Here is a 17,756-nt window from a genome sequence, read left to right on the forward strand (position 1 = left end):
CGCACATCGAACCTGCAAACCTTGCGAACTTTGCGGATTTTGCGGATTTTGCGGATTTTGCGGATTTTGCGGATTTTGCGGATTTTGCGGATTTTGCGGATTTTGCGGATTTTGCGGATTTTGTGGATTTTGCGGATTTGTGGATTTTGCGGATTTGTGGATTTGTGGATTTGTGGATTTGTGGATTTGTGGATTTGTGGATTTGTGGATTTGTGGATTTGTGGATTTGTGGATTTGTGGATTTTGCGGATTTGTGGATTTGTGGATTTGTGGATTTGTGGATTTTGCGGATTTGTGGATTTGTGGATTTGCGGATTTGTGGATTGAACATTGGGGCGCTTAAAAATTGGACAGACTGCACGACTGCTCAAGGTGCAACTGTATTGCGTTACATATAAAACCAAACCCGATTCCCGACCCTCACACATCACACACCGAATACCGCAATACCACTTTTCAGCTATTCTTGGTCTTTATTTCTTCTTTATTTAATGGCAGTTGCAATCGCAAATGGAGATTTTAAAAAATTAAATTTGACGGCAAAAAACAGGCATGCTTTTTGCGCTAGTTCAGGCATGATGGCTGGGATTCACTATAAGAGATTGTGCCTTATGCGCAAGATTTTACGCGAGGCGATTATTTAACCTTTATCATAAAAACACTCCCTCAATTGACCTATTGAAGGGGTGGAGTGAGAGGCGATTAGGGCGTTAAGATTGGTTCAATTCTTGACGAACAATGCTTGCTCCTGCACTTAGGGCACGCATTTTTTCTTTAGCAACATGGCGTGATAAGGGTGTCATGCCACAGTTGGTTGATGGGTATAGCTTATCTGCGTCCACAAACTGTAACGCCTTACGAAGCGTATCTGCCACTTGTTCTGGGGTTTCGATGTTACTTGTGGCAACGTCAATCGCACCGACCATCACTTTTTTACCACGAATAATTTCTATCAAGTCCATTGGCACATGCGAGTTTTGACATTCTAGTGAGATGATGTCAATGTTGGATTTTTGTAGATTGGGGAACAAGGTTTCATATTGTCGCCATTCTGAACCCAAGGTTTTTTTCCAATCATTATTTGCCTGAATGCCATAGCCATAGCAGATATGCACCGCTGTTTCACAGTTTAGCCCTTCAACAGCACGTTCTAGGGCGGCAATGCCCCAATCATTCACTTCATCAAAAAAGACATTAAATGCTGGTTCATCAAATTGAATGATGTCCACCCCAACCGCTTGTAAGGCTTTGGCTTCTTCGTTTAGGATTTTAGCAAATTCCCAAGCCAATTTTTCACGACTTTTATAATGGTTGTCATATAAAGTGTCTACCATGGTCATTGGGCCAGGCAATGCCCATTTAATCGGTTGAGTGGTGTATTGACGCAAAAACTTGGCATCATCCACAAATACCGATTTTGGGCGACTGACCGCCCCAACCACGGTTGGCACGCTGGCATCATAGCGGTTGCGTATTTTGACGGTTTCTCGTTTTGCAAAATCCACTCCGTCAAGATGTTCAATAAAGGTGGTTACAAAATGTTGGCGAGTTTGCTCACCATCGCTGACGATGTCAAGTCCTGCTTGTTGTTGCTCTTGTAGGCACACCAATAATGCGTCTTGCTTGCCTGATGCCAGTTGGTCTTCGGGCAGTTTCCATTCTGACCACAGTTTTTCAGGTTCAGCAAGCCAAGATGGTTTTGGCAGACTGCCTGCGGTGGATGTGGGAAGTAAAATTTTGCTCATTGTATTTTCCTAAACTAAATTTGCCATTATACCAAAAATTTCAATCAACCAACCGATAAACATTCATCGGCTGATTGATTAATACTTATCGCTTATTTTTCGGCAAGCCAAGCGTCCAAAATCTCTTGATATGGTTTGATAAACTGCTCTTCGGCGATTTTGCCTTGCTTGATTGCCAATTGGGTGCGTTCTTCTCTGTCATATTCAATTTTGGTTAATGAATAATCTTGATAGGTTAGGCTTGGCTGATAAATCTGACCTGCCACAGAATTGGCGTTATAAATCTCTGGGCGGTAGATTTTTTGGAATGCTTCCATGGTGGCGATGGTGCTGATGAGTTCTAAATTGGTGTAATCGTTCAACAAATCAGCATTTTCATCAAAATAAAACGCATAAGGGGCAACCGATTTTGGGGGCATAAAATAACGCACTTTTAAGCCCATCTTGGCAAAATACTCATCGGTCAATGAATAATCATTTTGCACATATTCCACGCCCAAAATCGGATGCGTGTTGGTGGTTCTGTGATAAGTGCGAGTGGTCGCCACGCTTAGGCACAGTACGGGTGGTTTTTTGGATTGGGCTTTGTATTCTTCGGACGCCACCATGAATTTGAACAATTTGCCATGCAAATCGCCATAACCCTCAGGCACACTAAATTCAGCCTTATCCTTGTTATATTCACGAAGCAATACGCTAAAATCATAATCACGAACAAATGATGAAAAGCTGTTGCCAATGATGCCAGGGGTGGTTTTGCCTGTTTTGTGGTCAACCACAGATGTTTTTAGCCATTCTAATAATGAGAAAAATTCACCCTTACCTGTCACATCAACATCAATAGACATAATGTCAATGAGCACTGAATAACGGTCATTTGTCGGATTGTCCCAATGTGCCAAATCATTAAAACGGTTGTTAATCATTTTGATGGCATTTTGTAGGTTTTCTTTGCGATTTTCACCACGAGCAAGGTTGGCAAAGTTGGTGGTCAAACGAGTGCTGGTTGCTGGTTCATAGTTTTCATCAAACGTATGGCTGTTGATGGAATATTGAAAGGTGTTGCTGTGAATGTTGGTCATGATAAAGTCTCCCAAACTTTTGGTTGTTTTTAGTTAAGCAGATAAGCGTTTAGTGAATGAAAAGTGAATGAAATAAGCAAGTAGGGATACTTTAACCGATTTTTTACATGAATAAAAATGATTTAAAATCATATTAAGATGAAGAAAATTCATGATATATGAGAAATGGGTCGTTTAGGGACACACGTTAACATCATCTGCTTGGCATTTTTTAATCCATGCGGTCATCTTATTAGCCGATACTGTATCTGATTTCCTGTATAAATAAAAGGTAATTTAACTTTGCTGAAGGCTTAAAGTTTTTAAGTGGTAAAGCAATTTTTTAGGTTATTCGGTTGTAATAATTCAATATTTAATCAGTGTAAATGAATTCTTTTCTACACTGTCGGGCTGGGTTGGGCGCTTTGATGGGGGGTACTAAGCTAGGATTTATGCGGGAAGGGAACAATTTTGCTGGGGTTGTTGAGACTTTCGCGGATGCGACTTTCGCCTTTCTTACTGACTTGGTCAATACGGATGATTTGATGATAGGGAATAAAGGCGGTTTGTACGTTGGCAAATTCTTGTTGTAATTTCTCACTGCGTGGGTCAATCAACAGTTGGCTTTCTTCATGAAAGAGGAAGCCTTCAATGCAGATAAATCCTGCCATATCGGAGGGATAAAGATGGCGGACATATAGGTCGTAGTGTGTTTGGTCGCTTTTAAATTGAATGCGGTAGATGATGCGTTCTTGGGACATTTGGTTTAGCTCATGGGGTTTAAGTTAGGCTCGGGGATTATCCGCCCAAGCCTCAAGAAAAGCTTGCAGATGGGGCGCTTGGCTTTGCTGAAGATGCTCTTGCACTTCTTCGATGAGTTGTTGGTAGCGTTCAAAGGTGAGGTTGCCGCGCAAATGCTCAAAACGCAGATAAACGAGATAGGTGTTTAGGACGTCGGTTTCGCAGTAGTGGCGGATATCGGCAAGATTGCCTTGACTGTAAAGGGTTTGCACGGCTTGTCCATCAATATCAAGTTTGCCCGGGAAACCGCAGAGTTTGGCGATATCATTTAAGCTGGCGCGACTTTGGCTTTGAAAGCCAGAGAGAACGTCCATAAGGTCGATATGGCGCCAATGAAAGCGTGAGAGATAGTTGTTGTATTTAAAATCGCGCTCATCATCACCAATGTCAAAATAACGTGGGGCTTGGATATGATGAAATAAGGCGCGGTAGTGCAAGACGGGGAGGTCAAAACCGCTGCCGTTCCAGCTGACGAGGGTTGGGCTGTATTTGTCGATGCCTTGAAAAAATCTTTGGATGAGTTCGCGCTCATCACTTTTGAGGTCGCCTAGGCTCCACAGTTTGAAATGGTTGGGGGTTTTTAAAATAAGAGAGATGGCGACAATTTTATGAAGAGGATGGCGCATGAAGGTGTGTCCACTTTCGCTTAGGCGTTCGTTTGCCATGAGGTGGTAGAGTTCGTCGTCGTTGCCTTGCTCTAGGCGGTTGAGTTGGCGGTAGGCGTCAACATCTGCGACGGTTTCTATATCAAAGATGAGGGTGTATTGGTTCATGGCGATGGCGTGTTTTGGGCAAATGTGGATTTATTAAACTGCCCCCCCAAGAGGTTTTTGCTTGTTTGCAATAGCCTTTTGGGGGAGGTTTGGATTACTCTTTGGCGCGTCCTAGGTAATCACCGCTTCGGGTGTCGCATTTAACAATATCGCCAATTTGTAAAAAGAGCGGAACGCGCACAACAGCGCCTGTTTCAAGGGTTGCGGGTTTGCCACCACCGCCTGAGGTATCCCCACGCACACCAGGGTCTGTCTCGGTAATTTTGAGTTCGACAAAATTAGGCGCAGTTACGCTGATGATATTACCGTTCCAAAGAACGACGGTGCATAAATCTTGTTCGCGAATCCATTTTTTTGCCTCCGCTACGGCCGTTTCGCTGGCAGGGAGTTGTTCAAAGCTTTCAGGATTCATGAAGTAGTAGTTGTCATCGTCTTGATATAGGTATTGCATTTCTGTTTCTAGGACGTCAGCGGCTTCAACGCTATCGCCTGATTTGAAGGTGCGTTCAATCACACGACCTGTTTTTAAGTTGCGCACTTTGGTGCGGTTAAATGCTTGTCCTTTGCCAGGTTTGACAAATTCGTTTTCGACGATGGTATAAGGGTCGCCATCAAGCATGATTTTAAGCCCTGATTTGAATTCACTGGTTGAATAATTTGCCATAAGTTCCTCTGTGTTAATGGGTTATATTGAGCGCGCTTTTATGAAGGCGAGGGTTATACGTTAAAGCGAAAATGAATCACATCCCCTTCTTGAACGCGGTAATCTTTGCCTTCCAAGCGCCATTTTCCAGCCTCTTTGGCGCCTTGTTCGCCGTTATGCGCGATAAAATCTTCATAGGCAATGACTTCAGCGCGAATAAAACCACGCTCAAAATCACTATGGATAACGCCTGCCGCTTGCGGTGCGGTGGCGTTTTTGGGCATTGTCCAAGCGCGCACTTCTTTAACGCCTGCGGTGAAATAAGTTCCTAAATCAAGCAATTGGTATCCTGCACGAATGACGCGGTTTAAGCCAGGCTCTTCTAGTCCGTATTCTTGCAATAATTCTTGTTGTTCTTCAGGCTCTAGCTGGGCGAGTTCGGCTTCTAATGTAGCGCATACGCTTACCACTACCGCATCGCTTTTAGCAGCACGTTCGCGCACAGCTTGCACATATTCATTATCCTCACCATCTTCGCCAACATTGGCAACATACATCATAGGTTTCATGGTGAGTAAGAATAATTCGCGGATGGCTAGGCGCTCGTCTTCTTCTAAAGGCAGGGTGCGGGCAAGGTTACCATCTTCGAGATGTGGCAAGAGTTTATCGATAACGCTAAGTTTTAATTTGGCGTCTTTATCGCCTCCTTTTGCAATGCGGGTAAGCCGTTGCTGCGCTTTTTCTAAAGACGCCATATCCGCCAGAATTAGTTCAGATTCAATCACGCTGATATCATCCAGTGGGTTGATTTTACCCGCCACATGCACCACATCTTCCTCCTCAAAACAGCGTACAACCTGCGCGATGGCGTCTGTTTCGCGGATATTGGCTAAAAATTGATTGCCAAGACCTTCGCCTTCCGCTGCCCCTTTAACCAAACCTGCAATATCGACAAACTCCATGGTAGTAGGCAAGATACGCTCAGGCTTAACAATAGCGGCTAATGCCTGCAATCTTGCATCAGGCATGGCAACAATGCCCGTATTAGGCTCAATGGTGCAAAATGGATAATTCGCCGCCTCAATACTGGCATTGGTTAGCGCATTAAATAAAGTAGATTTGCCAACATTGGGTAATCCAACAATCCCGCAATTAAACCCCATATGGTCTCCTGTAATAAAAAAATAGATTGATTGATGCCTAGGTGATGCCTATGGATTGATGCGACTATGCAATTGGTGCATGGCTTTTTCCGCCCCATCCTTAATCAGCACAGGCAATACCGCCAACGCTTCATCAATGGCGCCATCAATTGCATTGCGACTCTCTTTGCTAGGCGCTTTAAGCACATAATCGACAACTTGATGGCTTCTAGGACGGTCAATTCCTAAACGCAAGCGGTAGAAATTACGCCCTGCACAAGCGCTGATAATATCCCGCAGCCCATTATGTCCACCGTGCCCACCATCAAATTTCAAACGTGCGCAACCCTCAGGCAAATCCAGCTCATCATGGACGACTAAAATTTGCTCTAGCTCAATTTGATAAAACCGCGCAACAGCTCGCACCGCGCGCCCGCTATTGTTCATGAAAGTATAGGGCTTTAACAAATGAATGCTTTGATGATTAAGGATAATTTGCGCATAATCACCGTGGAATTTTTTCTCATTTTTCCATATGCCTTGATAGCGATGGGCTAAAGCATCTAATAACCAAAAACCCGCGTTGTGGCGGGTTTTTAGGTATTGGTCTGTGGGATTACCAAGACCAATAATGAGCTTAATCATAGAGATTACTCGTCGCTGGCATCATCGCTAGATTCAGCATCGCCATCTTCAGCATCTCCCTCTCCTTCGATGAGATCTTCAATGGCTTGAGCATCACTTTCTTCCTCTTCTTCCTCTTCTAGGCGCGGATGTCCAATGCTTGCGACTAAAGTGCTATCAAGATTTTCATCCTGTTGGAGGCTCACGCCTTCAGGCAATTTTAAATCACTGAGATAAACACCATCCCCAATAGACAAGCTGCCCATATCCACTTCGATATATTCTGGCAAATGGCGTGGCTGACAGACGATTTCTACAGAAGTATAGAAATGCGTAATAACGCCATTTTCTTCTTTAACACCTGGCGCCTCATCTTCATTGATAAAGTGCAAGCTCACCGTTGAGTAGATGTCTTGACCGCGAACAATTCTTTGGAAATCAAAATGCTGGAACAAAGGTTTGAACACATGGCGCTGAACATCGCGCACCAATACTTCTGTATCTTCTTTGCCTTCGATTTTTAGATTGATAATTTGTGAGTAGAAGCTATCAAATTTAGCATTTTTTGCCAGCTCATCTTGTTTGATGGCAATTGAGATAGACTCACCTTCTCCCCCATAAACAACGGCAGGCACCCAACCTTCACGACGTAGGCGGCGGCTCGCACCTTTCCCTTTGTCCTGACGGAGCTTACCGTTAAGCGTATAACGATATTCTTGTGACATAAATTTTCTCCAAATAAAATAAAAAAGTACTTGCGACCAGTACTTTAGGTTAATTCATCATTTGCTAATCTACAAATAATGAAGAAATAGACTCCTCAACGTGAATGCGACGAATGCTCTCAGCAACCAAACCAGCAATGGAGGTTACATGGATTTTATCGCAAGCTTTTGCTTGTGCATTGAGAGGAATGGAATCAGTAACCACCAAACGGTCTAAACCTGAAGCATTAATATTATCTACTGCCTTGCCTGATAAGACGGGATGGGTACAGTAGGCAACAACGCTTTTAGCGCCTCGCTCTTTTAAAGCGCTGGCTGCATTTCCAAGCGTTCCTGCGGTATCAACCATATCATCAACCAAGATACAATCGCAGTCTTTGATGTTTTCACCGATGATATTCATCACTTCGGACTCATTGGCTTTAGGACGCCGTTTGTCAATAATGCTAAATTAGCGCCTACACGCTTAGCAATAGCGCGTGCGCGCACAACGCCACCGATATCAGGGGAAACCACTACTGGACGGATAAAATCACGCGAGAGCATGTCATTTAAGATAATGGGCGTGGCGTAAATATTATCAACAGGGAAATCAAAAAAGCCTTGGATTTGGTCTGCGTGTAAATCAAGGGTCATTACGCGATCAATGCCAACGCTTGCAATCATGTTTGCAACGACTTTTGCTGAGATGGCAACACGCGCTGAACGCGGGCGACGATCTTGTCGAGAGTAGCCAAAATAGGGCATAACGGCGGTGATGCGATTTGCAGAAGCACGACGCAGAGCGTCCGTTAGAATCAATAATTCCATTAGGGAATCATTGGTTGGATGGCAAGTTGGTTGGATAATAAAAACATCTTTACCGCGGACGTTTTCACGAATCTCAACACGCACTTCACCGTCTGAAAACTTATCGACGTCGCGTTGCCTAGGGGTAAACCAAGATGTTGGACGATTTGACGGGCAAGCTGAGGATTAGCGTTACCCGTGAATACGGTCATACTGCCTCTGGACACTGTATTCACCTTAATAGATTTGAGTAAGTGGCTGGGGTGGAAGGATTCGAACCTTCGCATGCCAGGATCAAAACCTGGTGCCTTAACCACTTGGCCACACCCCAATAACAAAACATTCAAGATTAGGCGGTTAAGCCAAATCAGAAAGCGCGCATTATACGGGGGTTTTTTTATTTATCAAGAGGCTTTTGGGGTGTTTTTGCTGTTTTTTTCATGTTTTATGGATATATTTTTGTAATATATTGTTTTATTTTTGATTATTTGACCTCGTGAAGGATAAGATTAATATAATAGTCGTCTTGTTGCAGGCGGATGTTTTGGTAGTAATAGCCTTGCCAGTTCTTTAGGCGAATTTGCCAGCCGTTTTGTTCGAAGGTGGTTTGTGGGCGTTGTTCAAAGGGGAGATGGCTTAGGGTGTCGAAGGGGATGGGGAGTCCAAGTTCTTGGGCAAGTTGGGCTTGGCTGAGTTGGCGTATATCGCCATTTTCTTGAATTTTAATGCTTTCGTGGTGTCTATTTAGAGAAAATTCTTGTTGTCCTAGGGGGTTGTAGAAGGTGATTTGGTCTTGCTTGGGCTGATGTTGCCAATCGATGCTGGCGTTTATGGCTTGTTGCTCACAGCCATGGTATGGACTGCAAACAGGGTAGCGCAGGGCAATTCTGCCTTGGGCTAGGAAGTGGTCTTTGCTGAAATGTTCGGGGGGTGGGTTGGATGGCGGTGGTGCAGGCGCTTAAAAAAAGGCTGGTCAGTAACAGGGGGGAGGTTAGTGGGTTTGGGGTGATTTTTTTCATGGGGTGTTTTCCAGTTGATAGGTTTGTCCGATTTGTTGTAGGGCTTGGTTATCGGGTTGTCCAATGCGTTCGTATTGATAAATTTGTTGGGCAAGGGGTTTATTGTCTGTTTGGATAAGGAGTTCGATGTAGTGGGGGTGATGTCGTTTTGACGGTAGGCGGTATAGGCACGGCGCACCCATTCAAGGGCTTCTTGTGGGTGTCCTTGTTGGTATAGTAGCCAGCCATAGCTGTCTTGGATGGCGGGGGAATCAGGGTAGCTTTGGATGGCTTGGGTGAGCATGGTGTTTGCGCGCTCAATTTGGTTGGTGTGGGTGAGTAGGAGGTAGCCATAGGCATTGAGTGTGTCGATATTGGCGGGGTCTAGGTCGAGGATTTTTTGGTAGGTTTGTTCGGCTTGTGTGGCGCTGGTGTGTTGGATTTGCCATTGGGCGAGGGCGTAGAGTAAATCTACTTGGTCTGGAAATTCGCTAAGCGCTTGGTCGAGTTGTTGGCGGGCGAGTTGTTTTTCTTTGAGCTGGTTTAGGTGGTGCAGCTCGAGTAGATAGGTTTCTAGGCGGTAGTCTTTAAAGTCTTTTCTGAGCTTGGCAAGGGTGTCCATGGCGCTTTGAATGTTGTGTTGTTTGAAGGCAATTAATGCTTGGTTTTGTTGGGCAAAAAGATAAAGGGCAGAATCTTGGGTGATTTGTTTTAGGCGTTGGGTGGCTTGGTCGTATTGTTCAACGATTTCAGCGGCTTTGGCGGTTTGAAAGAGGTATTCGTTATGGTCAATGAGGTTTTCATTAAGTAGTTGTTGATAGTCTTCTAGGGCTTGCGGGTAGTGTTTGGCGTTAAGCTTAAGCCAAGCTATGAGATGGCGGATGCGGTTGTCTTCAGGGGCGCTTTGGCGCCATTTGTTGGCTAGTTCTAGTGCTTCTTCCCATTGGTAATGGTCGACGTTGAGGTCGATGTAGGTGGAGAGAATGATGGGGTCGCTTGGCGCTTGTTGGTAGAGGTCGCGCATGAGTTGGCGCGCTTGTTTGAGGTCGCCGATTTCTGAAAGCGCTTCGGCTTGCATGAGTTTGAGTTGTTGCCAGTGTTGGTCTAGTGTTAGCGCTTCGTTAAAAGAGGCGATGGCTTCGTCGATTTGTCCGAGTTCTTTGGCAATCAGTCCGCGGTAGTACCAGATAAAGGGGTTGTTTGGATAGACTTGGCTGAGTTTTTGTAGGAGGTTTAGGCGGGTTTTGCCGTCGTTAGAGTAGGTGAGGAGTTTGACGATTTGGGCGACGGTTTGTGGGCCGCTATCTGTGTTGAGCATGAGTTGCATGAGGGCGAAGGCGTCGTCAATTTTATTGTTGCGAATAAGGGCGATGAGGAGGGCTTGCTGGGCTTCGCTGTCTTTAGGGTAGTGTGCAAGCCATTGCTCGGCTAGGTTTTGTGCTTTTTCAAGTTGTAGGGTGTCTAGCGCAAGATAATAGCTGTAGCTAAATGCTTCGTATTGTCCGCTTTCATCGGCAACGGGGCTAATGCTACGCATGGCGGCTTGATAATCTCCTGCGTTATCTTCAAAGCGCGCGGCTAGGGCGGCATAAAGCCATTTTGAGGCACTTGACCATGAGGGTTGTGTGGATTGGTTGGTAGGCTGGGCAGGGAGTGTTTGCTGAGGTTGGGGTGGGGGTGGTTTGAGCATGAACAAGAGGCGCGCTCGCCATAAAAAGCGGTAACATGTAGCGTGTTAAACTGGCATATACTAATAGGAGTAAGCGATTTTTGCGCACGATAATTCTATATTTCTTGAAAAATGGCAAAATAGCATAAAATAATCATTAGGCAAATGTGATGACCATATGTTGAATACTATCTATAACCAAGATGCGCAGAATGTCTATGTTTTTGGCGTATCCCATCAAACTGCTCCCACAATGATTCGGGAGCAATTTAGTTTTCATCCTGAGGAAGCGCTGGCGGCTCTTCGGGCTTGTCAGCAAGCTTTTGACGGTGCGGAGGTGGGGCTACTAAGCACCTGCAATCGGACGGAGTTTTATTTAATCTCACCTAAGAAACCCAATATTTGTCAATGGATTGCCAAAGAAAAGGGTTTGGACTTGGCGATGGTGTCGGCGCATGTGTTTAGTTATAGCGGACGTGAGGCGGTGCGTCATTTATTTCGTGTGGCGTGTGGGTTGGATTCGATGATTTTGGGGGAATCTCAGATTTTGGGGCAGATGAAAGATGCGCACCGTTTAGCCAAACAGGCGCACACATTGGGTTCAACGCTTGACCGCTTATTTCAACAAACTTTTGCAATTGCAAAACAAATTCGCCATACCACGGCGATTGGTGCCAATCCTGTTTCGGTGGCTTATGCAGGGGTTAAGTTAACGCATCAATTTTTTGATGACCATCCACGGCGCGTGGCGCTTATTATTGGGGCAGGCGATACAGCGCAATTGGTTGCCAGATACTTGCGCGATTGTGGCATTAACCGCCTAATTATTGCCAACCGCACGCTTGCTAATGCGCAAACGTTGGCAGAAGAGGTGGGCGGATATGCGATTTGTTTGTCGCAGCTTAAAGATCATTTGCATGAAGCGGATATAGTTTTGGTACGGCGCGCGCGGATAATCTGCTTCTTACGCAACAAAATGTTAAACAAGCGCTTAAAGCACGGCGCAATCATTTACAAGTTTATATTGACCTTGCGATACCAAGAAATTTTGATTCTGATATTGCTGAGTTAAATGCCGCATTTTTGTATGGCTTGGATGATTTAGAGCAAATCATAGACGACAACGTCAAAGCGCGTCAAAGCGCCTCCAGTCAGGCAGAAATCATGGTGAATTTATATAGCGATGATTTTCTTGGTTGGCTATATTCCAAGCCACAGCAGCAGTTAGTGCGTAAAATTCGCGATAATGCCAACCATATGCGCCAGCAATTATTGCAAGATGCCTATCGACGTTTGGCGCATGGCGATGACCCTGCCGCTATTTTAGAGCAATTAAGCTATCGCCTAACCAATAAATTACTACACAATCCCAGCGCGCTTATTCACGCCATTCCGCCAGACCATAAAGATTGGCTTGCCATTGTTGCTGACACTTTTAAAGCTGACAACTAGTGCCTTGCTCCAGTATTATTGATGCCCTATCCAACCATCCGAGAGTATTATGCACACCTCTATTCTTGCCAAACTTGAAGAAATCAGCGAACGCTATCAAGAGCTCAACGCATTGTTATCTGACCCCAGTGTAGCGAATGACCCCGAGCAACTTCGCCAATATGGACAAGAGCACGCACAGCTTAGTCCTATTGTTGAGCAATTCAATTACTATCAAACGCTCAATCAAGAGCTAAAAGACTTACAAGAGCTTGCCAGCGACCCTGAAATGAAAGAGTTAGCAGAAGCAGACCTCCCTAAAGTTAAGCAAAGCATAGAAGAGACCACCGACCGCCTCCAGCGCCTTATGCTTCCTAAAGATCCACTGGATAAAGCTGATGTTTATCTTGAAATTCGCGCAGGCACTGGTGGTGATGAGGCGGCGATATTTGCAGGGGATTTATGGCGCATGTATGCCAAATTTGCAGAAAACCAAGGCTGGCAACTTGAAATCTTGTCTGAAAGCGCGGGGGAGCATGGTGGATATCGTGAGATTATCTCACGTGTCAGTGGGCAAAATGTTTATTCCACCCTCAAATATGAATCAGGCGCTCACCGCGTGCAACGCGTCCCTGAAACAGAATCCAGCGGACGCATTCATACCTCAGCCGCCACCGTCGCCGTTTTGCCAGAAAGTGATGAAGTTGAACAAATTGAGATTAACCCTGCTGATATTCGCGTAGATACTTATCGCGCATCAGGCGCGGGCGGGCAGCACATTAATAAAACGGATTCCGCTGTGCGCATCACGCACATCCCCACAGGAGTCGTGGTTGAATGCCAAGAAGAGCGCTCACAACATAAAAACCGCGCCAAAGCCATGCGTTGGTTACAAACCAAACTCTACGACGCCAAAGTCCAAGCCGCCCAAGCCGAACAAGCCGCTGAGCGTAAATCCCTTGTAGGCAGTGGCGACCGCTCCGAGCGCATCCGCACCTACAACTACCCCCAATCTCGCGTAACCGACCATCGCATCAACCTCACCCTCTACCAACTAGACGACATCCTCCAAGGGCAACTTGAACTACTCGTCAAACCCTTACAACAAGAGCAAGAAACCAACGACCTCCTCGCCCTGCAAACACAATAACCGCCCATGTCACTTTTACTCAATGACTGGCTCATGCAAGTTGTGCCCAGCTTTCCCGACCCCGACAGCGCACAGTATGAAGCCCGTCTACTGGCACAACACATCACCCAACAAACCCCAGTCCAACAGCGTCTACATCCCTACACTCTCAGCAAAGCACAACAGCAACAGCTCAACCACCTTGCCCAACGCCGCGCCCAAGGCGAACCCATCGCCTACCTTCTTGGCTGGCAGCCCTTTTACAATTTAAAACTTCGCGTTAGCCCTGCAACCTTAATTCCGCGCGGGGATACGGAATTTGTTGTGGATATCCTGCTTGAACATCTGCGCCCCTACAGCGCACCCCATATCCTTGACCTTGGCACAGGCAGCGGCGCTATCGCACTGGCGCTTGCCAACCAACGCCCTGATGCCACCATAATCGCCAGCGACAATTCACCAGAAGCGCTTACCATCGCCCAAGCCAACGCCCAGCATCATCATCTTCATAACGTTCATTTTATCGCCAGCCATTGGCTTGATGGCTTTGCAAACCAACAAAGCGATCTCATCGTAAGCAACCCCCCCTATATTGCCGCCGATGATGCCCATCTTGCCGACCTACAACACGAACCACAAAGCGCCCTTGTTGCTGCCGATAACGGACTGTCTGAGCTAACACATCTCATCTTTCACGCCGCACGCGTACTCAAACCCAAAGGGCATCTCTTTCTTGAGCACGGCTACAATCAAACCACCGCCATACGCCAACTTGCCCAACAAAGCCAGCATTGGCACTACCGCCAAACCCATATAGATTATGGCAACCAACCCCGCCTCACCCATTTACAACGCATCACTTAGCCCCTGCCCGCCAAACCCGTTATAATACCGCCCTTTACCCGCGGTATTACCCATGCAAACCATCATCCTCCCCTGCGCCAAAGGTGGCGAACAAGTTCTCGCGCAAGAAGCGCAAACCCTCGGACTACAAAACCCACGCGTCGGAGTTTCCGTTGTCAGTGGCACAGGCGACCTCAACACCGCCTACCAACTCTGCCTTTATTCTCGCGTTGCCAGTCGCGTCTTATGGGTACTTGCCACAGGCAGCATCGACTCCCCGCAAGACCTCTACGACCTCCTCTATGCCATCGAATGGGACGAACACCTCAGCGCCGAACACACCTTCGCCGTACACTTCAACGGCATAGGACAAGGCATAAACAACACCCAGTTTGGCGCCATGAAAAGCAAAGATGCCATCGTAGACCGCCTCCGCGCCACCCTCCACCGTCGCCCCAATATCGACAACAAAAACCCCGATCTAAGCATCGACATTCATTTGCGCAAAGGACAAATCACCGTCGCCCTCGACCTCTCAGGAGGCGCATTGCATCAGCGCGGTTATCGCCAAGCCCAAGGCATCGCCCCCCTCAAAGAAAGCCTAGCCGCCACCTTACTCTATCGCGCCAATTGGGCAGAACTCGCCGCCGAAGGTTATCACTTCATCGACCCCCTATGCGGTAGCGCAACCATCGCCATCGAAGCCCTTCTCATCGCAGCCGACATCGCCCCAGGACTTTATCGCAACCGTTTTGGCTTTGAACATTGGCAAAGCCACATTCCCGCCTATTGGCGCCAACACCTCGAACACGCGCGCCAGCGCCAAGCGCAAGGACTTGCAAACCTCAGCAACAAATTTTATGCCTTTGACCACCACGCGCCCACATTAAGCCATGCTCGCCAAAACCTACAAAACGCAGGATTAGCACAATACATCCACCTAGAAAAACGCCCCCTTGAGCAATTTCGCGCCCAACCCAGCTACGGCAAAAAAGGACTCATTGCCACCAATCCACCCTATGGAGAGCGCCTAGGTGAGCTCCACCAACTCCTAGCCCTCCACGCCACCCTCGGACAAAGTTTTAAAACCTTCCCCGACGACTGGCAAATGGCACTCATTAGCGCCAACAGCACCATGCTCAAACGCCTACGCCTAATCAGCGCCAAAAGCTACCAAGCCTATAACGGCGCATTAGAAAGTCGCATTGTGATTTATCAGCGCGCCAACCAACCCGAACCACGCTCTGATAACCCCCAATCCATACTCGACCCATCCACTGAAAACACCCCCTTAAACACCGCCAGCGCCCAAGCGCAAATGTTTGTCAATCGCTTGCGAAAAAACCTCAAAACCTACCGCAAACAAGCAGAAAAACACCCCACCAACGCCTACCGCATCTACGACCAAGACCTCCCAGAATACGCCGTTGCCATCGACCTCTACGCCGACCATGCCCACGTGCAAGAATACGCCCCCCCAGCCAGCATCGACCCCGACAAAGCACAACAACGCCTGCTAGATATCCTCAGTGTCCTCCCGCAAATCTTAGACATTCCAGCCAGCCACATCGTACTTAAAACCCGCCAAAAACAAAGCGGAAAAGCGCAATATCAAAAACAACAGCATGAAAACAAAACCACCCCCCTCATCGTCTACGAAAACACCGCGCAATATCTCATTAACCTGCACGACTATCTAGACACAGGACTCTTCCTAGACCACCGCCTCCTACGCCAAACCCTCCATCAACAAGCCAAAAACAAACGCGTACTGAATCTTTTTTGCTACACCGCCAGCGCCAGCGTCCAAGCTGCACTCGGCGGGGCAAGTTACACCACCAGCGTAGACCTCTCCCCCACCTATCTCGAATGGGCGCAACGCAATTTTGACCTCAACCAACTCAGCGACCGCCACCGCCTCCATCGCGCCGACGTCATGCAATGGCTCAGCGAAAGTACCAGTCAATTTGACCTCATCTTTTGCGACCCCCCCCACCTTCTCCAATACCAAAAAAGAACAGCGTACCTTTGACGTCCAAAGCGACCACCCCACCCTTATCGAGCGCTGCATGGCACGCCTTGCACCCAACGGCATCCTTTATTTCTCCAACAACTACCGCGGATTTAAACTCGCGCCCCAGCTCGAACAGCGCTACCGCATCACCAACATCACCCCACAGACCATCGATTTTGATTACAAACGCCGTCCAAAAATTCACCAAGCATGGCGCATCCAACACCTTGATTAACCCAAACACCACAAACTAACGGTATCAACCATCCAGCACCCACAGCGCAACAAAAACCCTGCTTGCAGGGCATTATTGCACCAGTTTTGGTTATGCCAGTTTTGGTTGTGCCAGTTTTGGTTGTGCCAGTTGCGCCCATTATCCGTCTATTAAGTGCGCTTAGTGCTTAATGCCAAAAACCACAACCAAAACCAAAACCGTCAAAACGTCAAACGTCAAACGTCAAACGTCAAACGTCAAACGATAAACGATAAACGATAAACGATAAACGATAAACGATAAACGATAAACGATAAACGATAAACGATAAACGATAAACGATAAACGATAATCCTGCCCATCGCACATCGAACATCGAACATCGAACATCGAACATCGAACATCGAACATCGAACATCGAACATCGAACATCGAACATCGAACATCGAACATCGAACATCGAACATCGAACATCGAACATCGAACATCGAACATCGCCAACGCACATCGCACATCGCACATCGCACATCGCACAGCGAACAGCGAACAGCGAACAGCGAACAGCGAATGGTTCTCTTTTTATCCCTCACATTTCGCTAATTTAGATGGTGGCTTGTGTGATGGATTACGTGAGAAACGGGGCTCGGTTTCATATGAAACACAACATGGTTACACCGTGTGCAATCGTGCGTTCCATCTTCTTGTTAAGCGCACCCAGCGCCTAAAGTTCAAAGTCCGCAATGCTGAATAGATGAATAGGTGAATGGTGAATGGTGAATGGTGAATGGTTTGCGGTGCGAAGTGATGATTTGCGTGGGAAACAGAATTTAGTTTCATATGAAACATAGCACAGTGCGCCGTCCGTCTGTCAAACGTATCTAATGCCCAATATCAATGTTTAAAGTCTGAAACTAAACGGGAGCGGGAACGGGAACGATGCGCGGTGAGGAGTTAGGAGTGTGTGTGAGAAACGGGGTTCGGTTTCATATGAAACACAACACAGTTACACCGTGCGCAATCAGGCGCTCCATCTTCTCATTAAGCACTTAGCGTCCAAAATCCGCAAAGTCCGCAAAGTCCGCAAAGTCCGCAAAGTCCGCAAAGTCCGCAAAGTCCGCAAAGTCCGCAAAGTCCGCAAAGTCCGCAAAGTCCGCA

The 17,756-nt window shown here is 46.9% G+C and carries 18 protein-coding genes, 1 tRNA gene and 2 pseudogenes; 8 read left to right on the plus strand and 13 right to left on the minus strand.

The genetic code is table 11. From position 1 onward, the window contains the following. The coding region (locus tag A5N84_RS02855) for a hypothetical protein (protein ID WP_198923737.1) at nucleotides 1-398 on the plus strand (398 nt) is incomplete at its 5' end. Between the two features lie 312 nt (nucleotides 399-710). Here A5N84_RS02855 and A5N84_RS02860 read toward each other — a convergent pair. The 12 genes and pseudogenes from A5N84_RS02860 to A5N84_RS02915 form a co-directional block, all read right to left on the minus strand. Beyond that, nucleotides 711-1,745 carry a methionine synthase gene (locus A5N84_RS02860; RefSeq protein WP_072281204.1) on the minus strand — a complete coding sequence of 345 codons (1,035 nt, stop codon included), beginning with the start codon at nucleotides 1,743-1,745 and terminating at the stop codon, nucleotides 711-713. A gap of 92 nt (nucleotides 1,746-1,837) precedes the next feature. Then, nucleotides 1,838-2,827 carry a DUF1852 domain-containing protein gene (locus A5N84_RS02865; RefSeq protein ID WP_072281205.1) on the minus strand — a complete coding sequence of 330 codons (990 nt, stop codon included), beginning with the start codon at nucleotides 2,825-2,827 and terminating at the stop codon, nucleotides 1,838-1,840. A gap of 422 nt (nucleotides 2,828-3,249) precedes the next feature. After that, nucleotides 3,250-3,567 carry a DUF1820 family protein gene (locus A5N84_RS02870; RefSeq protein WP_072281206.1) on the minus strand — a complete coding sequence of 106 codons (318 nt, stop codon included), beginning with the start codon at nucleotides 3,565-3,567 and terminating at the stop codon, nucleotides 3,250-3,252. Nucleotides 3,568-3,591: 24 nt separating this feature from the next. Next, complete coding sequence (locus tag A5N84_RS02875) at nucleotides 3,592-4,380, minus strand: 3'-5' exonuclease (protein ID WP_072281207.1); 789 nt, start codon at nucleotides 4,378-4,380, stop codon at nucleotides 3,592-3,594. Between the two features lie 94 nt (nucleotides 4,381-4,474). Then, a complete protein-coding gene (gene efp / locus A5N84_RS02880) occupies nucleotides 4,475-5,044 on the minus strand; it encodes an elongation factor P (protein ID WP_072281208.1) in 570 nt (189 codons plus the stop codon). A 53-nt stretch (nucleotides 5,045-5,097) separates the two neighbouring features. Then, entirely contained in the window at nucleotides 5,098-6,186 is a 1,089-nt protein-coding gene (ychF, locus tag A5N84_RS02885; RefSeq protein ID WP_072281209.1) for a redox-regulated ATPase YchF, read from the minus strand. 48 nt (nucleotides 6,187-6,234) lie between these two features. Then, nucleotides 6,235-6,810 carry an aminoacyl-tRNA hydrolase gene (gene pth, locus A5N84_RS02890; protein WP_072281210.1) on the minus strand — a complete coding sequence of 192 codons (576 nt, stop codon included), beginning with the start codon at nucleotides 6,808-6,810 and terminating at the stop codon, nucleotides 6,235-6,237. Nucleotides 6,811-6,815: 5 nt separating this feature from the next. Beyond that, nucleotides 6,816-7,514, minus strand: a complete 699-nt coding sequence (locus A5N84_RS02895; protein ID WP_072281211.1) for a 50S ribosomal protein L25/general stress protein Ctc — start codon at nucleotides 7,512-7,514, stop codon at nucleotides 6,816-6,818. Between the two features lie 64 nt (nucleotides 7,515-7,578). After that, nucleotides 7,579-8,515, minus strand: a pseudogene (locus A5N84_RS02900) (ribose-phosphate pyrophosphokinase). 43 nt (nucleotides 8,516-8,558) lie between these two features. Then, nucleotides 8,559-8,634 (minus strand) — tRNA-Gln (locus tag A5N84_RS02905). A gap of 153 nt (nucleotides 8,635-8,787) precedes the next feature. After that, complete coding sequence (locus A5N84_RS13260; RefSeq protein WP_078055531.1) at nucleotides 8,788-9,189, minus strand: lipoprotein insertase outer membrane protein LolB; 402 nt, start codon at nucleotides 9,187-9,189, stop codon at nucleotides 8,788-8,790. Between the two features lie 11 nt (nucleotides 9,190-9,200). Next, entirely contained in the window at nucleotides 9,201-10,991 is a 1,791-nt protein-coding gene (locus tag A5N84_RS02915; protein ID WP_072281212.1) for a tetratricopeptide repeat protein, read from the minus strand. Nucleotides 10,992-11,223: 232 nt separating this feature from the next. On the opposite strand from A5N84_RS02915, the pseudogene hemA reads away from it, so the two are divergent. From hemA to A5N84_RS11465, 6 genes and pseudogenes are all read left to right on the plus strand, one after another. Further along, nucleotides 11,224-12,023, plus strand: a pseudogene (gene hemA / locus A5N84_RS11455) (glutamyl-tRNA reductase); the annotation flags it as partial. Between the two features lie 30 nt (nucleotides 12,024-12,053). Further along, nucleotides 12,054-12,422 (plus strand): glutamyl-tRNA reductase, encoded by a 369-nt coding sequence (locus A5N84_RS11460; protein WP_233119883.1) that lies wholly within the window; start codon nucleotides 12,054-12,056, stop codon nucleotides 12,420-12,422. 49 nt (nucleotides 12,423-12,471) lie between these two features. Then, nucleotides 12,472-13,551, plus strand: coding sequence for a peptide chain release factor 1 (prfA, locus tag A5N84_RS02925; protein WP_072281213.1), 1,080 nt, complete (start codon nucleotides 12,472-12,474; stop codon nucleotides 13,549-13,551). Nucleotides 13,552-13,584: 33 nt separating this feature from the next. Continuing rightward, the gene (gene prmC / locus A5N84_RS02930) at nucleotides 13,585-14,394 is read left to right on the plus strand and encodes a peptide chain release factor N(5)-glutamine methyltransferase (RefSeq protein ID WP_158008624.1); all 810 of its coding nucleotides are present in this window, start codon (nucleotides 13,585-13,587) and stop codon (nucleotides 14,392-14,394) included. A gap of 52 nt (nucleotides 14,395-14,446) precedes the next feature. Beyond that, nucleotides 14,447-16,405 carry a bifunctional 23S rRNA (guanine(2069)-N(7))-methyltransferase RlmK/23S rRNA (guanine(2445)-N(2))-methyltransferase RlmL gene (rlmKL, locus tag A5N84_RS02935; protein WP_233119881.1) on the plus strand — a complete coding sequence of 653 codons (1,959 nt, stop codon included), beginning with the start codon at nucleotides 14,447-14,449 and terminating at the stop codon, nucleotides 16,403-16,405. 37 nt (nucleotides 16,406-16,442) lie between these two features. After that, nucleotides 16,443-16,622, plus strand: coding sequence for a hypothetical protein (locus tag A5N84_RS11465; RefSeq protein WP_233119882.1), 180 nt, complete (start codon nucleotides 16,443-16,445; stop codon nucleotides 16,620-16,622). A 222-nt stretch (nucleotides 16,623-16,844) separates the two neighbouring features. Here A5N84_RS11465 and A5N84_RS09805 read toward each other — a convergent pair whose 3' ends face one another. Beyond that, nucleotides 16,845-17,123 carry a hypothetical protein gene (locus A5N84_RS09805; protein WP_143324799.1) on the minus strand — a complete coding sequence of 93 codons (279 nt, stop codon included), beginning with the start codon at nucleotides 17,121-17,123 and terminating at the stop codon, nucleotides 16,845-16,847. Between the two features lie 437 nt (nucleotides 17,124-17,560). Between A5N84_RS09805 and A5N84_RS10205 the strand changes: the two genes are divergently transcribed. Continuing rightward, the coding region (locus A5N84_RS10205; protein WP_198923738.1) for a hypothetical protein at nucleotides 17,561-17,756 on the plus strand (196 nt) is incomplete at its 3' end.

The sequence above is a fragment of the Rappaport israeli genome (assembly GCF_001888055.1).
In the GTDB taxonomy this organism is placed as follows: Bacteria; Pseudomonadota; Gammaproteobacteria; order Cardiobacteriales; family Cardiobacteriaceae; genus Rappaport; species Rappaport israeli.

What these genes read in the sequence shown, in the direction of transcription:
- efp (WP_072281208.1), bottom strand. Translation starts at nt 5,044, where the DNA reads ATGGCAAATTATTCAACCAGTGAATTCAAATCAGGGCTTAAAATCATG.
- A5N84_RS02870 (WP_072281206.1), bottom strand. Translation starts at nt 3,567, where the DNA reads ATGTCCCAAGAACGCATCATCTACCGCATTCAATTTAAAAGCGACCAA.
- ychF (WP_072281209.1), bottom strand. Translation starts at nt 6,186, where the DNA reads ATGGGGTTTAATTGCGGGATTGTTGGATTACCCAATGTTGGCAAATCT.
- A5N84_RS02860 (WP_072281204.1), bottom strand. Translation starts at nt 1,745, where the DNA reads ATGAGCAAAATTTTACTTCCCACATCCACCGCAGGCAGTCTGCCAAAA.
- A5N84_RS02915 (WP_072281212.1), bottom strand. Translation starts at nt 10,991, where the DNA reads ATGCTCAAACCACCCCCACCCCAACCTCAGCAAACACTCCCTGCCCAG.
- A5N84_RS02895 (WP_072281211.1), bottom strand. Translation starts at nt 7,514, where the DNA reads ATGTCACAAGAATATCGTTATACGCTTAACGGTAAGCTCCGTCAGGAC.
- prfA (WP_072281213.1), top strand. Translation starts at nt 12,472, where the DNA reads ATGCACACCTCTATTCTTGCCAAACTTGAAGAAATCAGCGAACGCTAT.
- A5N84_RS02875 (WP_072281207.1), bottom strand. Translation starts at nt 4,380, where the DNA reads ATGAACCAATACACCCTCATCTTTGATATAGAAACCGTCGCAGATGTT.
- A5N84_RS11465 (WP_233119882.1), top strand. Translation starts at nt 16,443, where the DNA reads ATGGCACGCCTTGCACCCAACGGCATCCTTTATTTCTCCAACAACTAC.
- prmC (WP_158008624.1), top strand. Translation starts at nt 13,585, where the DNA reads ATGCAAGTTGTGCCCAGCTTTCCCGACCCCGACAGCGCACAGTATGAA.
- pth (WP_072281210.1), bottom strand. Translation starts at nt 6,810, where the DNA reads ATGATTAAGCTCATTATTGGTCTTGGTAATCCCACAGACCAATACCTA.
- A5N84_RS09805 (WP_143324799.1), bottom strand. Translation starts at nt 17,123, where the DNA reads ATGTGCGATGTGCGATGTGCGTTGGCGATGTTCGATGTTCGATGTTCG.
- rlmKL (WP_233119881.1), top strand. Translation starts at nt 14,447, where the DNA reads ATGCAAACCATCATCCTCCCCTGCGCCAAAGGTGGCGAACAAGTTCTC.
- A5N84_RS02865 (WP_072281205.1), bottom strand. Translation starts at nt 2,827, where the DNA reads ATGACCAACATTCACAGCAACACCTTTCAATATTCCATCAACAGCCAT.